This is a genomic window from Xanthomonas campestris pv. phormiicola (assembly GCA_025666215.1).
GTDB classification, from domain to species: domain Bacteria; phylum Pseudomonadota; class Gammaproteobacteria; order Xanthomonadales; family Xanthomonadaceae; genus Xanthomonas_A; species Xanthomonas_A campestris_A.
Window position 1 is genome coordinate 195,355 of sequence record CP102593.1, and the last position, 23,088, is coordinate 218,442.

At 65.8% G+C, this 23,088-nt stretch carries 10 protein-coding genes, 2 tRNA genes and 3 rRNA genes; 7 read left to right on the forward strand and 8 right to left on the reverse strand.

Annotated features, from left to right (window positions below; all coding sequences use genetic code 11):
- Positions 1 to 20: 20 nt before the first annotated feature.
- Positions 21 to 1,202, reverse strand: a complete 1,182-nt coding sequence (locus NRY95_00855; protein UYC16570.1) for a benzoate/H(+) symporter BenE family transporter — start codon at positions 1,200 to 1,202, stop codon at positions 21 to 23.
- Positions 1,203 to 1,944: 742 nt separating this feature from the next.
- On the opposite strand from NRY95_00855, the gene NRY95_00860 reads away from it, so the two are divergent.
- The 5 genes from NRY95_00860 (at position 1,945) to rrf (ending at position 7,133) form a co-directional block, all read left to right on the forward strand.
- Positions 1,945 to 3,489 (forward strand): 16S ribosomal RNA (locus NRY95_00860).
- Positions 3,490 to 3,575: 86 nt separating this feature from the next.
- Positions 3,576 to 3,651, forward strand: a tRNA-Ala gene (locus NRY95_00865).
- A gap of 16 nt (positions 3,652 to 3,667) precedes the next feature.
- Positions 3,668 to 3,744 (forward strand) — tRNA-Ile (locus tag NRY95_00870).
- 226 nt (positions 3,745 to 3,970) lie between these two features.
- Positions 3,971 to 6,850: ribosomal RNA gene (locus NRY95_00875) — 23S ribosomal RNA — on the forward strand.
- Between the two features lie 168 nt (positions 6,851 to 7,018).
- Positions 7,019 to 7,133 (forward strand): 5S ribosomal RNA (gene rrf / locus NRY95_00880).
- Together the 16S, 23S and 5S rRNA genes with 2 tRNA genes alongside form the textbook arrangement of a ribosomal RNA operon.
- 635 nt (positions 7,134 to 7,768) lie before the next feature.
- Here rrf and NRY95_00885 read toward each other — a convergent pair.
- The 7 genes from NRY95_00885 to NRY95_00915 all read right to left on the reverse strand — a co-directional run bounded on the left by NRY95_00885 (position 7,769) and on the right by NRY95_00915 (position 18,504).
- Positions 7,769 to 9,130, reverse strand: coding sequence for a substrate-binding domain-containing protein (locus NRY95_00885; GenBank protein UYC16571.1), 1,362 nt, complete (start codon positions 9,128 to 9,130; stop codon positions 7,769 to 7,771).
- A gap of 544 nt (positions 9,131 to 9,674) precedes the next feature.
- Complete coding sequence (locus tag NRY95_00890; GenBank protein UYC16572.1) at positions 9,675 to 10,553, reverse strand: methylglyoxal synthase; 879 nt, start codon at positions 10,551 to 10,553, stop codon at positions 9,675 to 9,677.
- 151 nt (positions 10,554 to 10,704) lie between these two features.
- A complete protein-coding gene (locus NRY95_00895; GenBank protein UYC16573.1) occupies positions 10,705 to 11,760 on the reverse strand; it encodes a glycoside hydrolase family 5 protein in 1,056 nt (351 codons plus the stop codon).
- 203 nt (positions 11,761 to 11,963) lie between these two features.
- Positions 11,964 to 12,953, reverse strand: coding sequence for a glycoside hydrolase family 5 protein (locus NRY95_00900; GenBank protein ID UYC18458.1), 990 nt, complete (start codon positions 12,951 to 12,953; stop codon positions 11,964 to 11,966).
- A 358-nt stretch (positions 12,954 to 13,311) separates the two neighbouring features.
- The gene (locus NRY95_00905) at positions 13,312 to 14,370 is read right to left on the reverse strand and encodes a glycoside hydrolase family 5 protein (GenBank protein UYC16574.1); all 1,059 of its coding nucleotides are present in this window, start codon (positions 14,368 to 14,370) and stop codon (positions 13,312 to 13,314) included.
- 514 nt (positions 14,371 to 14,884) lie between these two features.
- Entirely contained in the window at positions 14,885 to 17,557 is a 2,673-nt protein-coding gene (gene plsB, locus NRY95_00910; protein UYC16575.1) for a glycerol-3-phosphate 1-O-acyltransferase PlsB, read from the reverse strand.
- Complete coding sequence (locus NRY95_00915; protein ID UYC16576.1) at positions 17,557 to 18,504, reverse strand: hypothetical protein; 948 nt, start codon at positions 18,502 to 18,504, stop codon at positions 17,557 to 17,559. Before NRY95_00915 ends, plsB begins: the two co-directional genes overlap by 1 nt.
- Before the next feature lie 373 nt (positions 18,505 to 18,877).
- Here NRY95_00915 and NRY95_00920 point away from each other — a divergent pair, with 373 nt between their 5' ends.
- Together NRY95_00920 and NRY95_00925 are read left to right on the forward strand one after the other, a co-directional pair.
- Positions 18,878 to 21,943, forward strand: coding sequence for a discoidin domain-containing protein (locus NRY95_00920; GenBank protein ID UYC16577.1), 3,066 nt, complete (start codon positions 18,878 to 18,880; stop codon positions 21,941 to 21,943).
- Complete coding sequence (locus NRY95_00925) at positions 21,940 to 23,001, forward strand: LacI family transcriptional regulator (GenBank protein UYC16578.1); 1,062 nt, start codon at positions 21,940 to 21,942, stop codon at positions 22,999 to 23,001. The genes NRY95_00920 and NRY95_00925 overlap by 4 nt, the downstream gene beginning before the upstream one ends.
- The last annotated feature ends 87 nt before the right edge of the window (positions 23,002 to 23,088 follow it).

A 23,088-nucleotide genomic window follows, 5' to 3' on the forward strand; every position in this document is an offset into this window, starting at 1 on the left:
AAACCCGTGGCGGCGCACGCTCAGCGCGTGCGCCGCCACAGCAGCGACGTCGCCGCGCCGGCCAGCAGGCCCCAGAACGCGGCACCGATGCCGAACAGCGACAGGCCCGAGGCGGTGACCAGGAAGGTGATCAGCGCCGGCTCGCGCTCGCCCTCGTCCTTCAGCGCCATCGCCAGGCTGTTGCCGATGGTGCCGAACAGCGCGATGCCGGCGATCGCCATCACCAGCTCCTTCGGGAACGCGGCGAACAGCGCGGCCACGGTCGCGCCGAACAGGCCGATCAGCAGATAGAACAGGCCGGCGAACACCGCGGCCATGTAGCGCCGCTGCGGATCCTCCTGCGCCTCGCGGCCCATGCAGATCGCCGCGGTGATCGCCGCCAGGTTCAGGCCATAGGCGCCGAACGGCGCCAGCAGCGTATTGACCACGCCGATCCAGCCGAGCGTCGGCGAGATCGGCACGGCATAGCCGGACGCGCGGATCACCGCCACCCCGGGCAGGTTCTGCGAGGCCATCGTCACCACGAACAACGGCAGCGCGATGCCGAACAGCGCCTGCCACGACAGCGTCGGCCACACCAACACCGGCCGCGCCAGGCTCAGCTGCGCGGTCTCCAGATGCAGCGTGCCGCTGCCGGCGGCGATCGCGATGCCCACCGCCAGCGTCGCGATCACCGCATAGCGCGGGAACGCGCGGCGTCCCAGCAGATAGACCGCGAACATCGCCAGCACCATGCCCAGCCGGCTCTGCATCGCCACGAACACGTCCAGGCCGAAGCGCAGCAGCACCCCGGCCAGCATCGCCGACGCCAGCGACACCGGGATGCGCCGGATCATCCGCTCGAAGATGCCGGAGAATCCGGCTGCGGTGCCGAGCAGCGCCGCCACCACGAACGCGCCGATCGCATCGGACAGCGGCAAGCCGCCGCCGCTGCTGATCAGCATCGCCGCACCGGGCGTGGACCAGGCCGTCACCACCGGCATCCGGTAGCGCAGCGACAGGCCGATGCAGGTGACGCCCATGCCCAGCCCCAGCGCCCACATCCATGAGGCGATCTCCGCCTGCGAGGCGCCCAGCGTGCGCGCCGCCTGGAACACGATCACCGCCGAACTGGCGAAGCCGACCAGGACAGTGACGAAGCCGGCGACCAGCGCCGGCAGCGAGGCGTCGCGCCACAGGGAGCGTCCGGCAGTGGAGGGCATTGCGCGGTCCTGCAGGGGGTGAACCCGCATTCTCGACGAAGCGGCCGCCAACGGCAGCAGCGGTGTGCGGCCGTCACGTCCCCGCGCGGGTGGCGCGCACGCGCGTTCTACTGATGGGAACGCTGCCGGGGCGCGCCTGCCGATGCTTCATGCAGGCCAAGCGCAAGAAAGCGGTTGACGTTTTTTTCTGGCCCGGTAGACTGCGCGGCCCGCTACGCAGTTGCCGCTCTTCGGCGCGACAGCAGCAGAACGGGGCCGGAAATACCTAGCGAACATCGGGTGTTGACGGCGTGAAAAAAACGGCTAATATGGCCAGCTCGCTTCGACAAAAAGACCTCCGGGTCCTCATCAAGAAGCGGCGTCAACCTCCTGATAAATCAGGGTATTGACGGCAACAAAAAAGCCGCTATGATGGGCGGCTCGGTTCGGCAGAAAGCCTTCGGGCTTGAGCGGAGCCGGCGTCAACCACCTCGAAACGAGGTGTTGACGGCAAGAAAAAGCCCGCTATAATGGGCGGCTCGCTACGACGGAAACGTCGCAAGCGAAACGGGAAAGGCGCTGAGGCCGGCCCCAATGTTCTTTGACAGTGTGCGCAGGTAACTTGTGAGGGCGCCTGCAGGTGGAAGTATGTCCATCTTGCAGACGTTCGAATCAAGAGCAACAAATCAATTGCTAAGCAAGCGATACGTAAGCTTGGTTTGAACTCTGCATATCAAAGTATTGACCTTCGGGTCTGTAATTTTAAGTGAAGAGTTTGATCCTGGCTCAGAGTGAACGCTGGCGGCAGGCCTAACACATGCAAGTCGAACGGCAGCACAGTGGTAGCAATACCATGGGTGGCGAGTGGCGGACGGGTGAGGAATACATCGGAATCTACCTTTTCGTGGGGGATAACGTAGGGAAACTTACGCTAATACCGCATACGACCTTAGGGTGAAAGCGGAGGACCTTCGGGCTTCGCGCGGATAGATGAGCCGATGTCGGATTAGCTAGTTGGCGGGGTAAAGGCCCACCAAGGCGACGATCCGTAGCTGGTCTGAGAGGATGATCAGCCACACTGGAACTGAGACACGGTCCAGACTCCTACGGGAGGCAGCAGTGGGGAATATTGGACAATGGGCGCAAGCCTGATCCAGCCATGCCGCGTGGGTGAAGAAGGCCTTCGGGTTGTAAAGCCCTTTTGTTGGGAAAGAAAAGCAGTCGGTTAATACCCGATTGTTCTGACGGTACCCAAAGAATAAGCACCGGCTAACTTCGTGCCAGCAGCCGCGGTAATACGAAGGGTGCAAGCGTTACTCGGAATTACTGGGCGTAAAGCGTGCGTAGGTGGTTGTTTAAGTCCGTTGTGAAAGCCCTGGGCTCAACCTGGGAATTGCAGTGGATACTGGGCAACTAGAGTGTGGTAGAGGATGGCGGAATTCCCGGTGTAGCAGTGAAATGCGTAGAGATCGGGAGGAACATCTGTGGCGAAGGCGGCCATCTGGACCAACACTGACACTGAGGCACGAAAGCGTGGGGAGCAAACAGGATTAGATACCCTGGTAGTCCACGCCCTAAACGATGCGAACTGGATGTTGGGTGCAACTTGGCACGCAGTATCGAAGCTAACGCGTTAAGTTCGCCGCCTGGGGAGTACGGTCGCAAGACTGAAACTCAAAGGAATTGACGGGGGCCCGCACAAGCGGTGGAGTATGTGGTTTAATTCGATGCAACGCGAAGAACCTTACCTGGTCTTGACATCCACGGAACTTTCCAGAGATGGATTGGTGCCTTCGGGAACCGTGAGACAGGTGCTGCATGGCTGTCGTCAGCTCGTGTCGTGAGATGTTGGGTTAAGTCCCGCAACGAGCGCAACCCTTGTCCTTAGTTGCCAGCACGTCATGGTGGGAACTCTAAGGAGACCGCCGGTGACAAACCGGAGGAAGGTGGGGATGACGTCAAGTCATCATGGCCCTTACGACCAGGGCTACACACGTACTACAATGGTCAGGACAGAGGGCTGCAAGCTCGCGAGAGTAAGCCAATCCCAGAAACCTGATCTCAGTCCGGATTGGAGTCTGCAACTCGACTCCATGAAGTCGGAATCGCTAGTAATCGCAGATCAGCATTGCTGCGGTGAATACGTTCCCGGGCCTTGTACACACCGCCCGTCACACCATGGGAGTTTGTTGCACCAGAAGCAGGTAGCTTAACCTTCGGGAGGGCGCTTGCCACGGTGTGGCCGATGACTGGGGTGAAGTCGTAACAAGGTAGCCGTATCGGAAGGTGCGGCTGGATCACCTCCTTTTGAGCATGACAGCTACGCCTGTCAGGCGTCCTCACAAGTCACCTGCATTCAGAGAGTTCCGCCACAGGGCGGGGCACCCCGATTTCGGGGCCATAGCTCAGCTGGGAGAGCACCTGCTTTGCAAGCAGGGGGTCGTCGGTTCGATCCCGACTGGCTCCACCACTGAACTGAAGACTTTGGGTCTGTAGCTCAGGTGGTTAGAGCGCACCCCTGATAAGGGTGAGGTCGGTGGTTCGAGTCCTCCCAGACCCACCACTCTGAATGTATGAGCACACTAAGAATTTAAGATGCGCCAGCACTGAGGCTGGGGTATGTTCTTTTAAAATTTGTGACGTAGCGAGCGTTTGAGATCAAACTATCTTGACGTGTCGTTGTGGCTAAGGCGGGGACTTCGAGTCCCTAGAAATTGAGTCGTTATAGTTCGCGTCCGGGCGTTGTACCCCCGGACTCAGCATGACCTCGAGGCAACTTGAGGTTATATGGTCAAGCGAATAAGCGCACACGGTGGATGCCTTGGCGGTCAGAGGCGATGAAGGACGTGGCAGCCTGCGAAAAGTGTCGGGGAGCTGGCAACAAGCTTTGATCCGGCAATGTCCGAATGGGGAAACCCACTGCTTCGGCAGTATCCTGCAGTGAATACATAGCTGCTGGAAGCGAACCCGGTGAACTGAAATATCTAAGTAACCGGAGGAAAAGAAATCAACCGAGATTCCCTAAGTAGTGACGAGCGAACGGGGACTAGCCCTTAAGCTGGTATGGTTCTAGAAAAACAACCTGGAAAGGTTGGCCATAGAAGGTGACAGCCCTGTATTTAAAAGGGCCATTCCAGTGAAGACGAGTAGGGCGGGGCACGTGAAACCCTGTCTGAATATGGGGGGACCATCCTCCAAGGCTAAATACTCCTGACCGACCGATAGTGAACCAGTACCGTGAGGGAAAGGCGAAAAGAACCCCGGAGAGGGGAGTGAAATAGATCCTGAAACCGTGTGCGTACAAGCAGTAGGAGCTCGCAAGAGTGACTGCGTACCTTTTGTATAATGGGTCAGCGACTTACTGTTCGTGGCAAGCTTAACCGTATAGGGGAGGCGAAGGGAAACCGAGTCTGATAAGGGCGCATAGTCGCGGGCAGTAGACCCGAAACCGGGTGATCTAGTCATGCCCAGGGTGAAGGTCAGGTAACACTGACTGGAGGCCCGAACCCACTCCCGTTGCAAAGGTAGGGGATGAGGTGTGATTAGGAGTGAAAAGCTAATCGAACCCGGAGATAGCTGGTTCTCCTCGAAAGCTATTTAGGTAGCGCCTCGGACGAATACTGCTGGGGGTAGAGCACTGTTATGGCTAGGGGGTCATCGCGACTTACCAAACCATTGCAAACTCCGAATACCAGTACGTACTATCCGGGAGACACACGGCGGGTGCTAACGTCCGTCGTGAAAAGGGAAACAACCCAGACCCACAGCTAAGGTCCCAAATTCACTGCTAAGTGGAAAACGATGTGGAAAGGCACAGACAGCCAGGAGGTTGGCTTAGAAGCAGCCACCCTTTAAAGAAAGCGTAATAGCTCACTGGTCGAGTCGGTCTGCGCGGAAGATTTAACGGGGCTAAGCAGTGAACCGAAGCTTGGGGTGCATCGCGATAAGCGATGCGCGGTAGAGGAGCGTTCCGTAAGCCGTTGAAGGTGGATTGAGAAGTCTGCTGGAGGTATCGGAAGTGCGAATGCTGACATGAGTAACGATAATGCGGGTGAAAAACCCGCACGCCGAAAGCCCAAGGTTTCCTTGCGCAACGTTAATCGGCGCAGGGTGAGTCGGCCCCTAAGGCGAGGGCGAAAGCCGTAGTCGATGGGAAGCAGGTTAATATTCCTGCACCTCGCGTAAGTGCGATGGAGGGACGGAGAAGGTTAGGTGTACCGGGCGTTGGTTGTCCCGGGGAAAGGCGGTAGGTTTGGATCTTTGGCAAATCCGGGATCCTTTAAGACCGAGCACCGAGACGAGTCTTTTAGACGAAGTCACTGATACCACGCTTCCAGGAAAAGCTCCTAAGCTTCAGCTTACGCAGACCGTACCGTAAACCGACACAGGTGGGTAGGATGAGAATTCTCAGGCGCTTGAGAGAACTCGGGTGAAGGAACTAGGCAACATGGCACCGTAACTTCGGGAGAAGGTGCACCCTTTTTGGTGGCTCATGCGAGCTAGAGCTGAAGAGGGTCGCAGAAACCAGGCCGCTGCGACTGTTTATCAAAAACACAGCACTCTGCAAACACGAAAGTGGACGTATAGGGTGTGACGCCTGCCCGGTGCTGGAAGGTTAATTGATGGGGTCAGCCGCAAGGCGAAGCTCTTGATCGAAGCCCCAGTAAACGGCGGCCGTAACTATAACGGTCCTAAGGTAGCGAAATTCCTTGTCGGGTAAGTTCCGACCTGCACGAATGGCGTAACGACAGCGGCGCTGTCTCCACCCGAGACTCAGTGAAATTGAAATCGCTGTGAAGATGCAGCGTTCCCGTGGCAAGACGGAAAGACCCCGTGAACCTTTACTATAGCTTTACACTGAACGTTGAGTTCGTCTGTGTAGGATAGGTGGGAGGCTATGAAACTGTGGCGCTAGCTGCAGGGGAGCCATCCTTGAAATACCACCCTGTCGTGCTTGACGTTCTAACCTAGGTCCGTAATCCGGATCGGGGACCGTGTATGGTGGGTAGTTTGACTGGGGCGGTCTCCTCCTAAAGAGTAACGGAGGAGCACGAAGGTACGCTCAGCGCGGTCGGACATCGCGCACTGTGTGCAAAGGCATAAGCGTGCTTGACTGCAAGATCGACGGATCAAGCAGGTACGAAAGTAGGTCTTAGTGATCCGGTGGTTCTGTATGGAAGGGCCATCGCTCAACGGATAAAAGGTACTCCGGGGATAACAGGCTGATACCGCCCAAGAGTTCATATCGACGGCGGTGTTTGGCACCTCGATGTCGGCTCATCACATCCTGGGGCTGTAGTCGGTCCCAAGGGTATGGCTGTTCGCCATTTAAAGTGGTACGCGAGCTGGGTTCAGAACGTCGTGAGACAGTTCGGTCCCTATCTGCCATGGGCGTTGGAAGTTTGAGAGGGGCTGCTCCTAGTACGAGAGGACCGGAGTGGACGAACCTCTGGTGTTCCGGTTGTCACGCCAGTGGCATTGCCGGGTAGCTATGTTCGGAAGCGATAACCGCTGAAAGCATCTAAGCGGGAAGCGCGCCTCAAGATGAGACTTCCCGGGGCACAAGCCCCCTTAAGGAACCATGTAGACTACGTGGTTGATAGGTCAGGTGTGTAAGTGCAGCAATGCATTGAGCTAACTGATACTAATGATCCGTGCGGCTTGACCATATAACCTCAAGGTGCTTCCAGGCATCCCTTAGCACGACACACGTCGATGGCTATCCAAACGTTCGCTACGTCACACCCTATGAGAGGCTGGCGCCAGGTGCCGTCCTTCCCACACCGCACACCCGTGCGCTGTCCGAAGACGCAACCCGGCGACACTCCAACCGTCTCCCTGGTGAAATTAGCGCTGTGGAACCACCCGATCCCATCCCGAACTCGGAAGTGAAACGCAGCTGCGCCGATGGTAGTGTGGCTCAAGCCATGCGAGAGTAGGTCATCGCCAGGGGCTTTACCCCAAATCCCCGTCCCACAAGGACGGGGATTTTTTATTGGCCGAAAAAAGACAGCACCTCAGTCAACCAACTCCTCCGTCCCACTCCGCGCTCACCACGCTCCCGTCCAACGGATCCGCGTAACCTCCTGCCGATCGCCCGTGGCACTGTGCGCCTGCGCTTCCCACGACCCGTCGTCGTACTTCAGGTCGTGGACCAGCGAGTAACCCCGCTGCCGTCAGCGCCACCCGTATCTCCGCCTCGCTCAGCTTCGACGGTACCCCTTCCGCGTAAATGCGACCTCTGTGTGCACCCACGCGCACATCGCCGCGCTTGCCGTCGCCGCTGGCGGCTTCGGCCTTCCAGAGACCGTCTTCGAATTTCAGCCTGTCCAGCTTGGTGCCGCCCTGCTCGCTCAGCAGGGCTCTACCTGCGACTGGGTCAGTGCCACGCCACCCCACCCGGCGCTTGCGCATGGGCATTGCCGACGGCCAGCGCGAGCGAAAGCGACATGGCCAGCAGCGGCCGCGACAGGATCTCGTGGTGGCGTTCATGCCGTTCTCCGCTTGAGCAGAATCGTCATGCGCCCAACGGAGGGTTCTGCCACGAGTGAACGCGCTCGCGCCGCGCTCAGCTTGCGCCGTGTCCGTCAGCGCCCGGTATCCAGCAACCAGATTTCGACCCGCTCGTTGCGCGCCTTGGCCGCCGCATCCTCGCCGCCGACCAGGGGGCGGGCGGCGCCCAGTCCACGCGCGCGTTTGACCACGATGCCGCGCTGGGACAGATAGGCGGCGACCACGTCGGCGCGGTCGTTGCTGGCGATGGTCGGATACAGGCGGTTGGCCGTGTCGGGCGTGGCGAAGCCGATGACGCCCAAGGCACGGCCGCGCATGGCCGGCTGATGCAGGTAGGCGACCAGCCGGTCCAGGTCCTGCGCGCTGCGCGCCTCGAACATCGAGTTCAGCGACTGCAGGCTGAAACGCAAGGTGGTGGTCAGACGCTGCGCGCCAGCGCCGGCCTGCAGGTAGGCATCGGTCTGCTGCGTGTCGGGACCCGCGTGGGTCGACCGGGTCGGGTCGGGCGCGATGGTCATCGGGATCGGCCCGATCCGGCGCACCACCTGCTGCGCCTGCGCACCGACCGAGTACAGCGCCAGGCTGCGGCCGAGCGCCGACATCATCTGCCCGCCGTACAGGCTGTAGCGCTGCACCAGCGGATAGTCCTCGCCACGGACGCTGGCCGGCGTGGGCAGCACGGCGATGCCGCCGTCGGCGATGGCGAGCGCGCGGGTGCCGGCCGGCAGCGGCGTGGTCAGCGCGACGATCGCCAGCGCCGCCGGGTGTCCAGCCACGGCCTGCGCCGCTTCGACCAGGCTGGGATGGATCTGTTGCGAGGCGGCCCGCGCGGTTGCCGGCAGCGGCAGGCGTTCGCGCAGGAAGTCGCCCAATCCGCTGCGTTCCGCATTGCGCTGCACCTCGATCGGCAGGTCGGCGCCGCCGAGTTGCGACCAGCGCGTCAGCCGCCCGCTGAGGATGTCGCGCAATTGCGCGACGCTGAGCGAGGCCAGCGGATTGTCGGCGGTGACCAGGACGCGCGCGCCTTCCAGGGCGAGGACGAAGTTCTGGTCCGGCGAGGACAGATCGCCAAGCTGCCAGGCGGCCTCGCGTTCGCGCGCGTCGGGGACCCGCGCCAGCATCGCCAGCTCGGCGTCACCGCGGACCAGATCGGCGAAGCCGGCGGCCGAACCGGCGCTGCCGATCTCCACCACCAGCGGTGCTTCGTCGCGCAGTGCGGAGATTTCCAGCGTCGCCGCATCGACGCGGCGGCGCTGGATCTGCCGATAGCCGATGCTGCGCAACCAGGATTCGACCAGTGCCGGCATCAGCTGCGCACCGACGCTGTTGGAGCCATGCACGCGCAGGCGTTCGGCCTGCTGCTGCGCGGCGGCGGACGGGATGGAGCACAGCACTGCGGCACCGACCAACAGCAGGTGCAGGATGAAACGCGACATCGGATCCCCCCAGGATCTGGACAGGCGGCAGTGTTGGCGACAGGCGTGACATGGCAGTGACTGTGAGCGCAGTCACGCGATGTGTGCGGGGCAGATGAAGTGTGGCGATCGCGCGTGCGGATCTTTTCGCGGCTATGACCGGCGTTGCTGGCTGCGGTGGCCTAGCGGGTCACGGAACGGAGCATGCAGATGGGTCATCCAGTCTGCACAAACCTGCTGCCATCACGTGTGCTCGAGAGCGAAGCGAGGGGGCAAGAAGAAGTGCGCAGGTCAGCACGGAAAGAAAGCACTTGGCAAAGGTGACTGCGAACGGCAGAACCCAGCGCGGCACAGACGATCTCTTCCTGGAGCCGGGCACCCGACCCGGAGCCCGGCGACGTCCGGATCCCGCCGGGAACATTTCGACTTGAAGACGGCAATGGTGGGAGCGACTCCGGATGTCGTCGCGCCAAAGTCGCGACGGGCGTTCCCGGTACCGCGCGTCGCGACTGAAGTCGCTCCCACAAGGTGCCAATGGCGCGGAGAAACCGCTCGCACGCGCCGCTCAGGCCGGCGGTGCGGCCCGCTTCGCCGCCGCCTGCGCCCAGCGTGCGGCGACCAGCGGCGAGGTGATGCACACCGCGCTGTCGGTCACCGTGGTCACCGCGCGCTCCAGCAGCTGGATGTCCGCCTCGTGCTGGCGCGCCACGTGCGGATCCTCGAAGAAGATCGCGCGTTGGCAGCGCCGTTCCAGCACGCGGTCGGCGATCTGCGCATCGCCGCCCATCGGCCCGCTCTGGTAGCGATGCACCCAGTCCTGGCCCTGCGGCCAACCGCGGCTCCAGGCCAGTTCGTTGAGCCGCTGGCCGGTGGTGCCGGTGGCCACGCGCTCGGCGAAGCGCGACAACAGGTCGAAATGTTCGCTGGCGAAGGCCAGCATCTGCGGCTTCATTGCATCGTGCGCGATCAGCGCCAGGGTGTGCCGCTCCAGCGCGTGCAGGTCGTCGGCACCGGCATCGGCGGCCAACCCGGCGTGCACGCGCTCCATCTCGATCCAGTCGCGGGCGCTGGCCACGGTGGAGATGAAGGGCTTGCCGTGGATCACGCACTGGCGCTTGAGCGCGATCGCTTCGGGAAAGATCGAGGACGGATCGACCGGATCGATGAAGTAGATCGCCCCGTCGAGCGTGCGTTCGGCGCCTTCCAGGCCCACCACTTCGGCAACCAGTTTCATCAGCCCGCCTTCGCGGCCGAACGGATAGCGCTTGAGTTCCGCGTAGCCCGGCAGCCAGCCGGCGCGCGCGATCGCCTCGTGGGTGCGGCCGACCGCGTGCAGCCCGAGCTGCAATTCGCGGATGCCGGCCTCGCAGGCGCGCAGCCAGCGGAACAGGGCGGCGTCCTTGCCCTGGTGGTGCAGTCGGTTGGCGGCCAGGCCCAGGCGCATACGTCGATCCGTGCGGAAGAGGAACGACAGTCTGCGCCGGATCGCGGTACGGACTCAATCGCCTGCTATCGCAACCGCCCGACGTTCGACGCCGCCGAACCCAGCCGTCCCGCGCTCCACCAATCCCGACATCCCGAATCCCGAATCCCGGCTACTGAACGATCTCCCGCGCCCGCGCCGACAGCACGCTCATCTGCGGCTTGTCGGTGCCGTCCTGGTTCGGTTGCAGGTTGAAGGCGTAATCGGTCTTCCACCAGGCGCCGGCGGCCCACGCGGTCCAGCCCAGCCACACGTCGGCGTTGTCGTGCACGTAGCCGAGCATGTCGTCGAGCGCAGCCATGCAGGTGGCGTTGCTGCTGGCGCCGAATTCGCCGAGGAAGCCCTTGTAGCCGTTGGCCCGCAGCCACTGGGTGAAGCCCTGCAGTTTCTCCGAGCCGATCGTGGCGCTGACGCAGTCGGCACTGGTGCCGCTGTAGTCCTGGTCCAGGTACTGGTGGACTTCGAACACCAGGTTTTCGACGGGATCCTCGATCGACACCAGCGATGCCGCGTTGGACACGCCGTACCAGGTGCTGTTCCAGCTGTGCGCCCCGGTATACGCGGTGCCCGGCACCATGATCAGGTTGTAGGCGCCGGCGCCGCGGATCGCATCGATCGCCAGTTGCGCGGCGGCGGTCCAGTCGCCGGAGGAAATGCCGTTGGGCTCGTTCATCAGCCCGAAGATCACCGCGTCGTCGTTGCCGAAGACGATCGCCAGGCGCCGCCACAGGTCGGCCAGCACGCTGGCGGGCGTGCCGTCGCTGCCGATCCGCACGCCGTCGTACTTGGCGTAGTTGTGCAGGTCCAGGATCACGCGCAGCTTGTGGCTTTTGGCGCGGCTCACCGCGGTCTGCAGATAGCCGAGCTGGGTGGCGTCCAATTCGCCGTCGGCGGTGGGCTGCAGGCGTTCCCACAGGAACGGCAGGCGCACGATGTTCATGCCTTGCGCGGCGACGTAGGCATAGTCGCTGTCGCGGGGATAGAGGTAGTCCTTGAAGACCACGCCCGGTTTCCTGGCCGAATTGAATTCTGCGCCGGCCAGGTTGAGGCCGGCGTAGTGCACGCCGTCCTGGGCGAGAGCGGTGGACGTACCGGTGGCCAGCAGCAGGCACAGCGCTGCGCGCAGCAGCCAACGTGAGGAAGCAAGCAGGAGAGAATGGCGTTGCATGGGATTGCCTTCTTCGTGGGGGAAGAGCGAATGGGCGCCGCCGCGCACCAGGTGTGTGGCGCGGGCTGTCCCCATCCGTTGCAATCGGCATGCCAGCGGTGCGCGCGGGTGGCGCCGGAGCGTCGACAAGACGCATGCCGTGGCCGCCGCTCAGGCTTCGTTCGGCCCGCGCTGCGATGTTCTCTCTCGCAGGAAACGCGGTGTCAGCGCGCGATGCGCTTCGCCCTGGCCGACAGGATCGACATCTGCGGTTTGTCGCGGCCGTCCGCACCGGGTTGCACGTTGAATGGATAGTCCGCGTTCCACCAGGCGCCTCCGGCCCAATAGCTCCAGCCCAGCCACACCGCGCGGTGCTGCTCGATGTAGCCGAGCATGCCGTCCAGCGCCTGCCGGCATGCGGCATTGTCGGCCGCGCCGAACTCGCCGAGGAAGCCGATGTGTCCGGTCGTGCGCAACCAGTCGGTGAAGCCGGCCAGGCGCTCGGCACCGATGCTGCCGCTCACGCAGGTGGCGCTGGTGCCGCTGGAATCGACGTCCAGATACTGATGCACTTCGATGGCGCTGCGCCGCAGCGGGTCGTACAGCGCTGCCAGCGCGGTGGCGTTGGATTCGCCGGCCACGGTCGAATACCAGCTGTGCGCGCCGCTCCACAGCGCGCCCGGCACCAGGATCAGGTTGCGCGCGCCGGTGACGCGGATCGCATCGACCGCGGCCTGCGCGGCAGCGGCCCACAACCCGGGCGCGATGTTGTTCGGCTCGTTCATCAGGCCGAAGACCACGGCGTTGTCGTCCTTGAACTCCAGCGCCAGGCGCTGCCACAGATCGCTGAAGGTCTTGATCGGCACGCTCGCGCTGCCGATCTTGTTGCCGTAGTAGCTGGCGTAGTTGTGGATGTCCACGATCAGGTGCATACGCTGCGCCTTGGCCTGTTTCGCGGCTGCCTTGATCAGCGCCAACTGCGCCGCATCCAGCCGGCCCTGCGGGGTAGGCTGCAGCCGTTCCCACAGCACCGGCAGGCGCACGATGTTCATGCCCTTTCCGGCGAAATAGGCATAGTCGGCATCGCGCGGATAGAAGTAGTCGACGTTGAGCACGCCGGGCTTCTTACTGGAGCTGATTTCCGCGCCGGACAGATTGACGCCGGCGAATTTGAGCACGCCTTGCGCATGCCCCTGCGGCAGCACCGCGAGCAGGATCAGCAACAGCGTCAGACGCAGCGCACGCAGGCGCGGCGACGCTTGAACCATGGGGAGCCTCCTTCTGCATCAGCGGGGGAGACTCGACCAGGCGGATCGCGGGCTGGCCGAGCTGATGACAAACGGTGTGCTTGCTTGCACCGTAATGCATTCCCGGTTCCGCCACACGCTCGGCATGCGTGCATGCGCGAATCTGTGCGTGGCTTGGCATTGCCAACGCGCACTGGTTCTCTGTCGGCCATCGCCGCCGCAATGCATGCGGCGGCGTATGCGATGCGGTAAGGCTTTTCTGCGCGACCGCGAACACGCTTGCAGGAATGGCGCGCCGGGCGATCGCCCGGCGGCGCCTGCGCGCCTACTTCCCGGTCACCTTGCGCGCGTGCTTGGACAGGATCGACATCTGCGGCTTGTCGCTGCCGTCCTTGTTCGGTTGCACGTTGAACGGATAGTCGTTCTTCCACCACGCGCCGGCCGCCCACCAGGTCCAGCCGACGATCACGTCGTTGTTCTGCTCGATGTAACTGAGCAGGCCTTCCAGCGCCTGGTTGCAGACGGGGGTATCGGCGGTGGCGAACTCGCCGATGAAGCCGACCTTCTTGTTCTCGCGCAGCCAGCTGACGAAGCCGGCCAGTTTCTCGGCGCCGGCGGTGGCGCTGACGCATTCGCCCTTGGTGCCGCTGTTGTCCTTGTCGAAGTACTGGTGCGCTTCGAAGGCCATGCGGTTGCCCGGATCCGTCAGCGGCTGCAGCGCCACCGCGTTGGAGGTGCCGTAGTAGGTGCTGCGCCAGCTGTGCGCGCCGGTGTAGGCGGTGCCTGGGACCAGCACCAGGTTCTTGGCCCCGGCCTTGCGGATGGCATTGATCGCCGCTTGCGCGGCCGCGGCCCAATCGGTGGAGGAGACGGCGTTGGGCTCGTTCATCAGGCCGAAGATCACCGTGTCGTCGTCCTTGAACTCGCTCGCCAGGCGCCGCCACAGATCGGCGAACACGTCGGCCGGCGCACCGTCGCTGCCGATCAGCGCGCCGTTGTACTTGGCGTAGTTGTGCGGGTCCAGGATCAGGTGCAGGTGGTTGACCTTGGCCTGTGCCACCGCCTTCTTGATCTGCGCCAGCTGCGCCGGGTCGAACTCGCCCTTGGCGGTGGGCTGCAGGCGTTCCCACAGGAACGGCAGGCGCACGACGTTCATGCCCTTGCCGGCGAAGTAGCTGTAGTCCGCCGGGCCCGGATAGGTGTAGTCCTTGTACAGCGTGCCCGGCTTCTTGCCGGAATTGAATTCGGCACCGGACAGGTTGACGCCGGCGTACTTGAGTACGCCTTTGCCGTTCTGGGCGGATGCGCCGAAGGCAAGGGCGAGCAGGAACACGGCGGGAGCGACGGGGCGCAGCCGCGACGACCAGAAAGAGGAAAGCGACATGGGGAGCGTCCTTGGGGGAGGGGAGGATGCCGTTTTGCCATCGGGGAAGCAGCCGGCGGTGCAAGGGTGCGCGGATCGCAGCCGCGCGGCCAGCCTAGGCGCTCGTGCGTTAGCGCCCCATTCACTCGCGCGAAAAACGGCGTTGCGCGCGTGGCGGCTCAGAAAAGATTGCTGCTGCGTGGCGTATGGGTGGTCGGCGTAGTCTGGGTTGCTTACGAGAGCGGCCGAGGCACCCTGGGCGCTTTTGTAGGACGGACTTCAGCCCCATGACGGCGCAATGTCTTTGGCCGGACCCAATAAAAATCAATTGGTTACAGCTGCGACGCGCCAGCGCAATCGCGATACCGTGTTGCGTCTTCCAATACGGTTTCCAACACGATCGGCAGGAAATCAGCCGGTTCCCCAAGCGGGGCATCGAAGACGTTGAAAGGCATGGGCTTCAGCCCCGACAGAGGGCCGAAGCCGCATGGTTTCCGACTACGCTCGTCGCGCCTGAAGTCGCTACAGCTCTGTTTCAATCCTGCGGCGCCACCGGCTCTTCCGGCTTCGCCGCTTCCGGGCTGACCCGCTCGATGGTGTGGCGCAACTCGCGGCCAAGAATGAACTTGGCGTCTTTCGCCCACGCATCCAGGCGCTCGTCGAACATCAGCTTGCTGTTCTCGTCCGGCCACACCAGCTTCAATTCGCGCAACTTCTGGATGAAGCCGCGGAACAGGGTCTTGTCGAAGAATTCCGGCGCGGCCGGGGCGTACAGCAGGCTCAGGCGCTGCGCGGCCTGTTGGCACAGGCTTTCCAGTTCGCCGGCGCCGAGCTTGCCGGGGCCGTTCTTGACCAGCACCGAAATGGCGATGTAGTAGCGCTCGAACGCCTGCTGCAGCGAATGCCCGATCGCGCGCAGGCGGAACACCTCGTCGGTCTGTCCGGTGTTGCGCGCCAGCACGCCGCCGTCGTCGTCGTTGACCTGCAGCAGCAAGCCTTCGCGCACGAATACCTCGATGGTGCGCTCGATGCGTTCGGCGAACTGGTCCTCGCTCCAGGGCAGGAACAGTTCGGCCTGCAGGAACGGGTACACGGTGCGGCCCAGCCGCAGCAGGCCGGAGCGGCTCATGCGCCGGTTGTTCTGGAAGCAGCACGCCACCCACGAGGAGGCGGTGAACAGGTGCAGCACGTTGTTGCGGAAGTAGCTCAGCAGCACCGCGTTGTCGCCGTTGACGCTGAGCACATCGCCGAGCGGATGCGGCGTGCGGGTCAGCACGTTGATCTCCTCGGCGTGGGCGATGATGCGCTCGGGCGAATGCGGGGTGACGGTGACCCGGTCCGAGTACGGCAGTTCGGCCAGCAGTTTCTTGCACAGTTCGATCTGCGCGATCAGGTCGGCCTCGCCCATCGCGTGCTTGGGCGTGGACAGCAGCGCCAGCGCCAGCAGGTTGACCGGATTGACGTCGGCGGCGGCGTTGACGTGCACCTGGATCTGCTGCGCCAGCGCATCGACGGTGCCGTTCAACCAGCTCGGTTTCTCGTCCTCGCCCAGCGGCTGGCCGTCCCAGTCCGGCGCGCGCTGCGCCAGCACCTGGCTCAGCGCGATCGGCTCGCCGAAGTTCACCACCACCTGGCCGTAGTTCTGCTTGAGCACCTTGGGGATGCTCCACAGCAGGCCCCAGATCGACTCCTTCTCCTTGGGCCGGCCGCTGAGTTCGTCGAGGTAGCTGTTGCCTTCCATCAGCTTCTCGTAGCCGACGTAGATCGGCTGGAACAGCACCGGCTTGCGCGGCTGGCGCAGGAACGCGCGCAGGGTCATCGCGATCATGCCGCCCTTGGGCTGCAGCAGGCGGCCGGTGCGCGAGCGGCCGCCCTCGACGAAGTATTCGATCGAGTAGCCGCCGGCCACCAGCTGCGCCACGTATTCGCTGAGCACCGCCGAATACAGCGCGTTGCCCTTGATCGAGCGGCGGATGAAGAACGCGCCGCCCTTGCGCAGCAGGGTGCCGACCACCGGCAGGTTGAGGTTGATGCCGGCCACGATGTGCGGCGGCACGATGCCGCGTTCGTACAGCAGGTAGGACAGCAGCAGGTAGTCCATGTGGCTGCGGTGGCTGGGCACGTAGATCACTTCGTGTCCGGGCGCGGCCTCCTTCAGCTTGTCCAGGTGGTGCACCAGCACGCCGGCATAGATGCGGTTCCACACGTGGCTGAGCAGGAAGCTGGCCGAACGCACCACCGGGCTGGAGTAGTCGGCGGCGATCTCCCAGGCGTAGGCGTGGGCCTTGCGCCAGGCGTCCACCGGCTTGCTGTTGTCGCGCTTGGCCTGCGCGGCGATGGCCTCGCGCACCGGCTCGGCGGCCAGCACCTGGTCCACCAGCAGCCGGCGGGTGGACAGGTCCGGGCCGATCACCGCCTCGCGGATGCGCCGGAAATGGGTGCGCAGCACGCGCTGCAGCTTGCGTACGGTGCGTTCCGGCGGCAGCCCTTCCTCGATGGTCAGCCGCATCGACACCGGCGGGGCGAAGCGCACGATGGTGCTGCGGCCGTTGAGCAGCACGCCGAGCAGGCGGCGGAAGCTGCCGACCAGCGCCCAGTTTTCCGAGAACAGCACCGCGAACCAGCCGCTCTGCTTGTCCGGGGCGCGGCCGACGAAGATCGACACCGGCACCAGATGGATGTCCAGGTCCGGGCGTTCGCGGTGCGCCTGCAGCAGCTTGGCCAGCGAGTCGGAGTGGGTCTTGGCGCCGCGCTGCTCGGGGATCAGCGCGTTGTTGCTGCTGCGCCGCGACAGCGCCAGGTAGGCGCGCTTGCGCCCCAGCGGGTCGCCGGGCAGCGGCACCAGCGGCGACGGCAGGCCGGCCTCGCGGCAGGCCTTGTCCAGGATCAGCGCGTTGGACAGGCCGTAGTCCTCCAGCACGTAGACCACCGGGCGGCCGTCGTCGTACTGGCCGGGTTCGGCCGGTTCGATGTTCAGGCCCAGCCACGGATCGGCCACGCGCCCGAGCAGGCGCGCCCACAGCGGCCGCTTGGCGGTGCGCGCGGCGAGCGCCGGGCTCGGCAGCGCTGCAGCGCCGGCGGCCGGCGGCACGCTGCCGGTGGCAGCGCCGCTGGCCGCAGAGGCGGGCGCGTGCGCCGGGTCCGAGGCGCGCGCAGCCGCGGCGTCGTCGGGGAAGGGGAGTGGGTTTTGTTCTGGCATCGGCGTCATTATCGCTTAGCCGGCGGTGCGGGGGCGGCGGCAGGCGCCGTCGCGGTCTCGGCCGGGGCGGTGAGCGGTGCCGCGGCGGCGGCCAGCACCATGTCCACTTCGTGCAGGGTCTCGCGCAGGTACCAGTGGCCCTGGCGGCGCACCAGGACCGCGGTGGTGTCGATCTGCGCGCTGCCCAGCGGGTACTGGATGCGCACCACCGCCTGATCGCCCTGCTGGCTGACCAGCCCGGTGCGCAGTTCGCGCGCGCTGGCGTCCAGGTCCAGGCCGTAGCCGGCCAGCACCGTCTTCAGCTCGCCCAGGAACGGCCCGAGCCGTTGCAGGCTCTGCTCCATGCCCAGGCCGTGCAGGTCGGCGTCGCTGCGCAGGCCGGTGCGGCGCGCGGCGGTGCTGAGCTGGGCGATCGCCGCCTGCGCGCGCTTGCGCTCGGCCAGCGGCGCGTGTTCGGCCCAACCGCTCAGCGCCTGCACCAGCTGCACGTAGTGGCCACGCTGCTGCGGGGTGTAGTCGCCCTGGTTGCGCAGGTATTGCACGCCGAACAGGCCCAGCGAGTGCGCGGCCTGGCGCAGGCTGGCGGTCTGCCCGCCGAACTGCGCGTCGAAGGCCCGCTGCAGCTGGCGCTCGGCGTCCGCCGCGGACAGGGTGTCGAGCACTTCGGGCAGGCGTTCGGCCAGCGGCAGCTGGGTCAGCGGCCAGCGGCTGCGGTCCTCGCTCCAGGCCTGCTGCAGCCGTTGATAGTACGCGGGCGGCACCGCGGCGCGGGCATAGCCGGCCAGGTCGTTGCGCTGCAGCGTATGCGCCAGTTCGCGCACGGCCGCGGCCGGTTCGGCGCTGGCGCCGGGCAGTTCGGCGGGGCTGCGCTTGCACCCGGACAGGGCCAGCGCGGCCAGCAGCAGCGCGGGAACGACATGCAAGGGCGTGAGCCGGGTCGGACGTGGCGGCGACATACTCAATTCGGCTCGTTCCCCAAAACGTTCCGCATCTTGCTGGGCGCGCGCGATTCGGGCAAGCCGCGCGCCCGCGGCGGCGCGGCGCCGGGCGCCCATGTCACGCCGGGACAATTCCTGGCCCGATCAGGGCTGTCGAGACAACGATGTCGCCGCCATGTTGGTGGATCGCACAGTGTGCCGCCACATTGTGCAATGTTGCGTCGCATCATGTAACCGCTTGCAGTTGCTGTTACCGTCCGCCCACCTTGCCTCGAGGCGGTACTGGACGGGGGTCCCAGTGCGCTACATATCCGAAATCTTCCGCGCACTGCGTCACGCTGACATCGGCCGCGGCGGATCGGCCCTGGCCGGCATCCTGTGTGGCCTGGTCATGACGCTGCCCGCACAGGCGCAGGACGGCCGGTTGCCGCCGCGCGAGGCATGGCATGCCTCCAGTTCCTCCAGCCAGGTCAAGGCGCAGGCGATCGGCTACCTGATCGACGGCGATGCCAGCACCCGCACTGGCGGCGCGTTCAGCCCCGGCCACTGGTTCCAGGTCGACTTGGGCCGCGAGGCGCGGATCGGCGGCGTGCGCCTGCAATGGGACAGCGCCAATCCGGAGGGTTTCCTGCTGCAGACCTCGCACGACGGCCAGCGCTGGGACACGGTCTACACCATGGCCGATTCGATGGGCGGCACCGAGACGCTGTTCTTCGCGCCGCGTAGCGCGCGCTACCTGCGCCTGGCCAGTCCCGAGCGTACCGCCGACTGGGGCATCTCGATCTACGAGATGGAGCCGCTGGGCGCAGCGGACAGCGCGCGGCTGCGCGGCGTGCCGGCGGATGCGGCGGCGGCGCTGTGGCAAGGCGGTACGACGCTGACCCTGCCCGGCAAGGGCGCGCAGGCGCGGCAGCTGGACATCGCGTTCCCGCGCGCCTTCGCCAGCGCCGGGCTGATCGTCGAATTCGCCGGTGCGCATGGCGCGGCGCGGCTGCAGGCGCAGGACGCCGCGGGCCGTTGGCGCACGCTGGCCGAGGATCCGCAGGCCGGGCAGAGCTACAGCGCCTATCTGGCCGGTACCGCGCCGGTCGAGGCGCGCGCGCTGCGGCTGAGCGTGGATGCCGTGCCGGGCGCGGCCGCACCGGCGCTGCGCCGCCTGCGCCTGCTCGGGCCGAAGGCGGTGATGACGCCGATGAAGCGCTACCAGATCGCCGCGCAACGCGGCCAGGGCGCGCTGTTCCCGGCCTCGCTGCACATGCAGCAGACCTACTGGACCGCGGTCGGCATCCATGCCGGGCGGCAGAAATCGATCTTCGACGAATACGGCAACCTGGAAGCGTGGAAGGGCGCGCCGCTGGTGCAGCCGCTGTGGCGCGACGCCTCCGGCACCGCTGCCGGTGCCGACGGCCACGCGCTGACGCATGCGCTGCGCGATGGCTGGAAGCCGATGCCGTCGCTGAGCTGGTCGCCGCAGCCGGGGCTGGAACTGCGCAGCGAGACCTTCACCCTCGAACACGGCGGCCAGCCGGTGACGTTGCTGCGCCATCGCCTGCGCAACACCGGCAGCAGCCCGGTCAGCGGCACGCTGTCGCTGCTGGTGCGGCCGATGCAGATGAACCCGCCGTGGCAGAACGGCGGCCTGTCGCCGATCCACGACGTGGCCGTCGAGGACGCCGCGGTGCGGGTCAACGGCCGCCTGCTGCTGGAATCGCTGAGCGCGCCCAGCGGCGCCGGCGCCGAGGCGTTCGGCGCGCACGGCGAAACCGAGATCACCCGCCACGTCGCCGCCGGCACGTTGCCGGCGCAACGCCAGGCGCACGACGCCGACGGCCTGGCCGCGGCGATGCTGGATTACGCGGTGACGCTGGCGCCGGGCGCGCAGCAGGACGTGGTGCTGGCATTCCCGCTCGGCACCGCCGGCGCCGATGCGCAGGGCCGGCTGCCGCCTGCACCGGCGCTGGATCGCGCCGCGCTGCTCGGCGCCGAGGCGCGCGACCCGGGCCGCCGCTTCGATGCGCTGGCCGAGCGGGTGTCCGCGGATTGGCAACGGCGGCTGGGCAATGTCGGCCTGAGCCTGCCCGACGCCAGCCTGGTCGACATGCTGCGCGCGCAGGCCGCGTACATGCTGATCAACCAGACCGGCCCGGCGATGCAGCCCGGTCCGCGCAACTACAACCGCTCCTTCATCCGCGACGGCATGGCCACCTCGGCGATCCTGCTGCGCATGGGCCAGGCGCAGGTCGCGCGCGACTACCTGCAGTGGTACAGCGACCACGCGGTGCACCCGAACGGGCTGGTGTCGCCGATCCTCAACGACGACGGCAGCGTCAACGACGGCTTCGGCTCGGACCTGGAGTACGACAGCCAGGGCGAATACATCACCCTGGTCGCCGACGTGGCGCGCCTGGACGGCGGCCCCGACAGCGTGCGTGCCTACCTGCCGAAGGTGAAGCTGGCGATGCAGTTCATGCAGGAACTGCGCGAGCGCACCCTGGTGCCCGGCTACATGGGCGAGCAGCCGGCACCGGAACGCTTCCGTGGCATCCTGGCGCCGTCGATCAGCCACGAAGGCTATTCCAGCCCCACCCACAGCTACTGGGACGACTACTGGGCGCTGAAGGGCTGGCACGACGGCGCGTGGCTGGCCGAGTCGCTGGGCGACGCGGCGACCGCGGCCTGGGCGCGCGAACAGTACGCCGCGCTGCGCACCTCGCTGGCCGCCTCGATCCGCGCCACGATGGCGTGGAAGGGCGCCGACTTCATCCCCGCCGCGGCCGACCTGGGCGATGGCGATCCGAGCAGCGTGTCGATCGCGCTGGATCCCACCGGCCAGCAGGACCTGCTGCCGGAGCAGGCGCTGCGCACCACCTTCGCGCGCTATCTGGACGACGTGCGCAAGCGCAAGCAGCCCAATGCGCTGTGGGCGTATTCGCCGTACGAGATGCGCAACGTGCTGACCTACGTGCACCTGGACCAGCCGCAGGTCGCCGACGAACTGCTGCAGGACATGCTGCGCGACCGCCGCCCGTTCGAATGGCAGGTGCTGGCCGAAGTGGTGCATTCGCGGCCGCGTTTCCCGCGCTATCTCGGCGACATGCCGCATACCTGGATCGGCGCCGAGTACGCGCGCACCGTGTTCGGCATGCTGATGCACGAGGACGACGACGGCCTGGCGCTGCTGCCCGGCACGCCGCCGGCCTGGGTCGAGGGCGAGGGCCTGGCGGTGCAGCGCCTGCCGACCGCCTATGGCCAGTTGAGCATGCGCGCGCGCCAGCGCGGCGACGTGCTGCGGATCGATCTCGGCAGCGGCTTGCGCGCGGGCACCGCGGTGCGCGTGGCCTGGCCCTCGCGCACGCGGCCGACCCAGGTGCGCGTGGACGGGCGGCGCATCGACGCCTACGACGCCGCCGGTGTGGTGCTGGCCAAGCCGTTCCGGACCCTGGAGGCACGCTGGTGAATCCGCGCAGCGCACACGCGCCGGAACAGCGCGCCAGCATCACCATCAAGGACGTGGCGCGCCTGGCCAACGTCTCGGTGGCGACGGTGTCGCGCACCATGAACGGCCACCAGCACGTGGCCGAGCCGGTGCGCGCGCGCGTGCTGGAAGCCGCGCGCACCCTGCACTACGTGCCGCACCATGCCGCGCGCAGCCTCAGCAGCCGCCGCACCCACACCATCGGCGTGGTGCTGCCCGACCTGCACGGCGAATTCTTCTCCGAACTGATCCGCGGCATCGACACGGTCGCACGCGAGCGCGGCCTGCACCTGCTGGTGTCCAGCTATCACGGCGAGCCGGAGGAGCAGCGGCTGGCGGTGCGGCGCATGCCCGGGCGCGTGGACGGGCTGCTGCTCATGTCGCCGTACCTGAGCACCGACGCCGGCGATGCCGCCGACATGCTGCCCGGCACGCTGCCGGCGGTGCTGATGAACTGCGCCGAGCGCATCGCCGACGCGCAGGTGCTCAACGTGGACAACTACGGCGGCGCGCGGGCGATGACCCGCCACCTGCTCGACAGCGGCCACCGCCGCATCGCCTTCATCGCCGGGCCGGACGACAACTTCGACGCGCGCGAACGCCTGCGCGGCTATCGCGACGAACTGCGCGAGCGCTGCCCGCAGGTGCCGCCGCGGGTGCTGCCCGGCGACTTCGACGAAGCCTCCGGCTACCGCGCCGGGCAGGCGCTGTTGCAGCAGGGCCAGCGTCCGGACGTGGTGTTCGCGGCCAACGACATGATGGCGCTGGGCTGCCTGTTCGCCTTCACCCATGCCGGTCTGCGCGTGCCCGACGACATCGCCCTGGCCGGCTTCGACGACGTGCCGATGGCGCGCTACGTGCACCCGGCGCTGACCACCATGCGCGTGGACATCGCCGGCTTCGGCGCGCGCGCGATGCAGCTGCTGCTCGCCGCGCTGGAGCCGCAGACCGCGAGCGTGGATGCGCCGCTTTCCACCGATATCGCTCCGCAATTGATCGTCCGTGCGTCCAGTGCCCAGCGAGGAACCGCCATGGACTGACACCGCCCGTCGTGCTCCGCCTTCACCGTCTGCATCCAACTAGAAGAAACAACGAATGAACCCGTTTACTGCCCTGGGAGGGGTTTC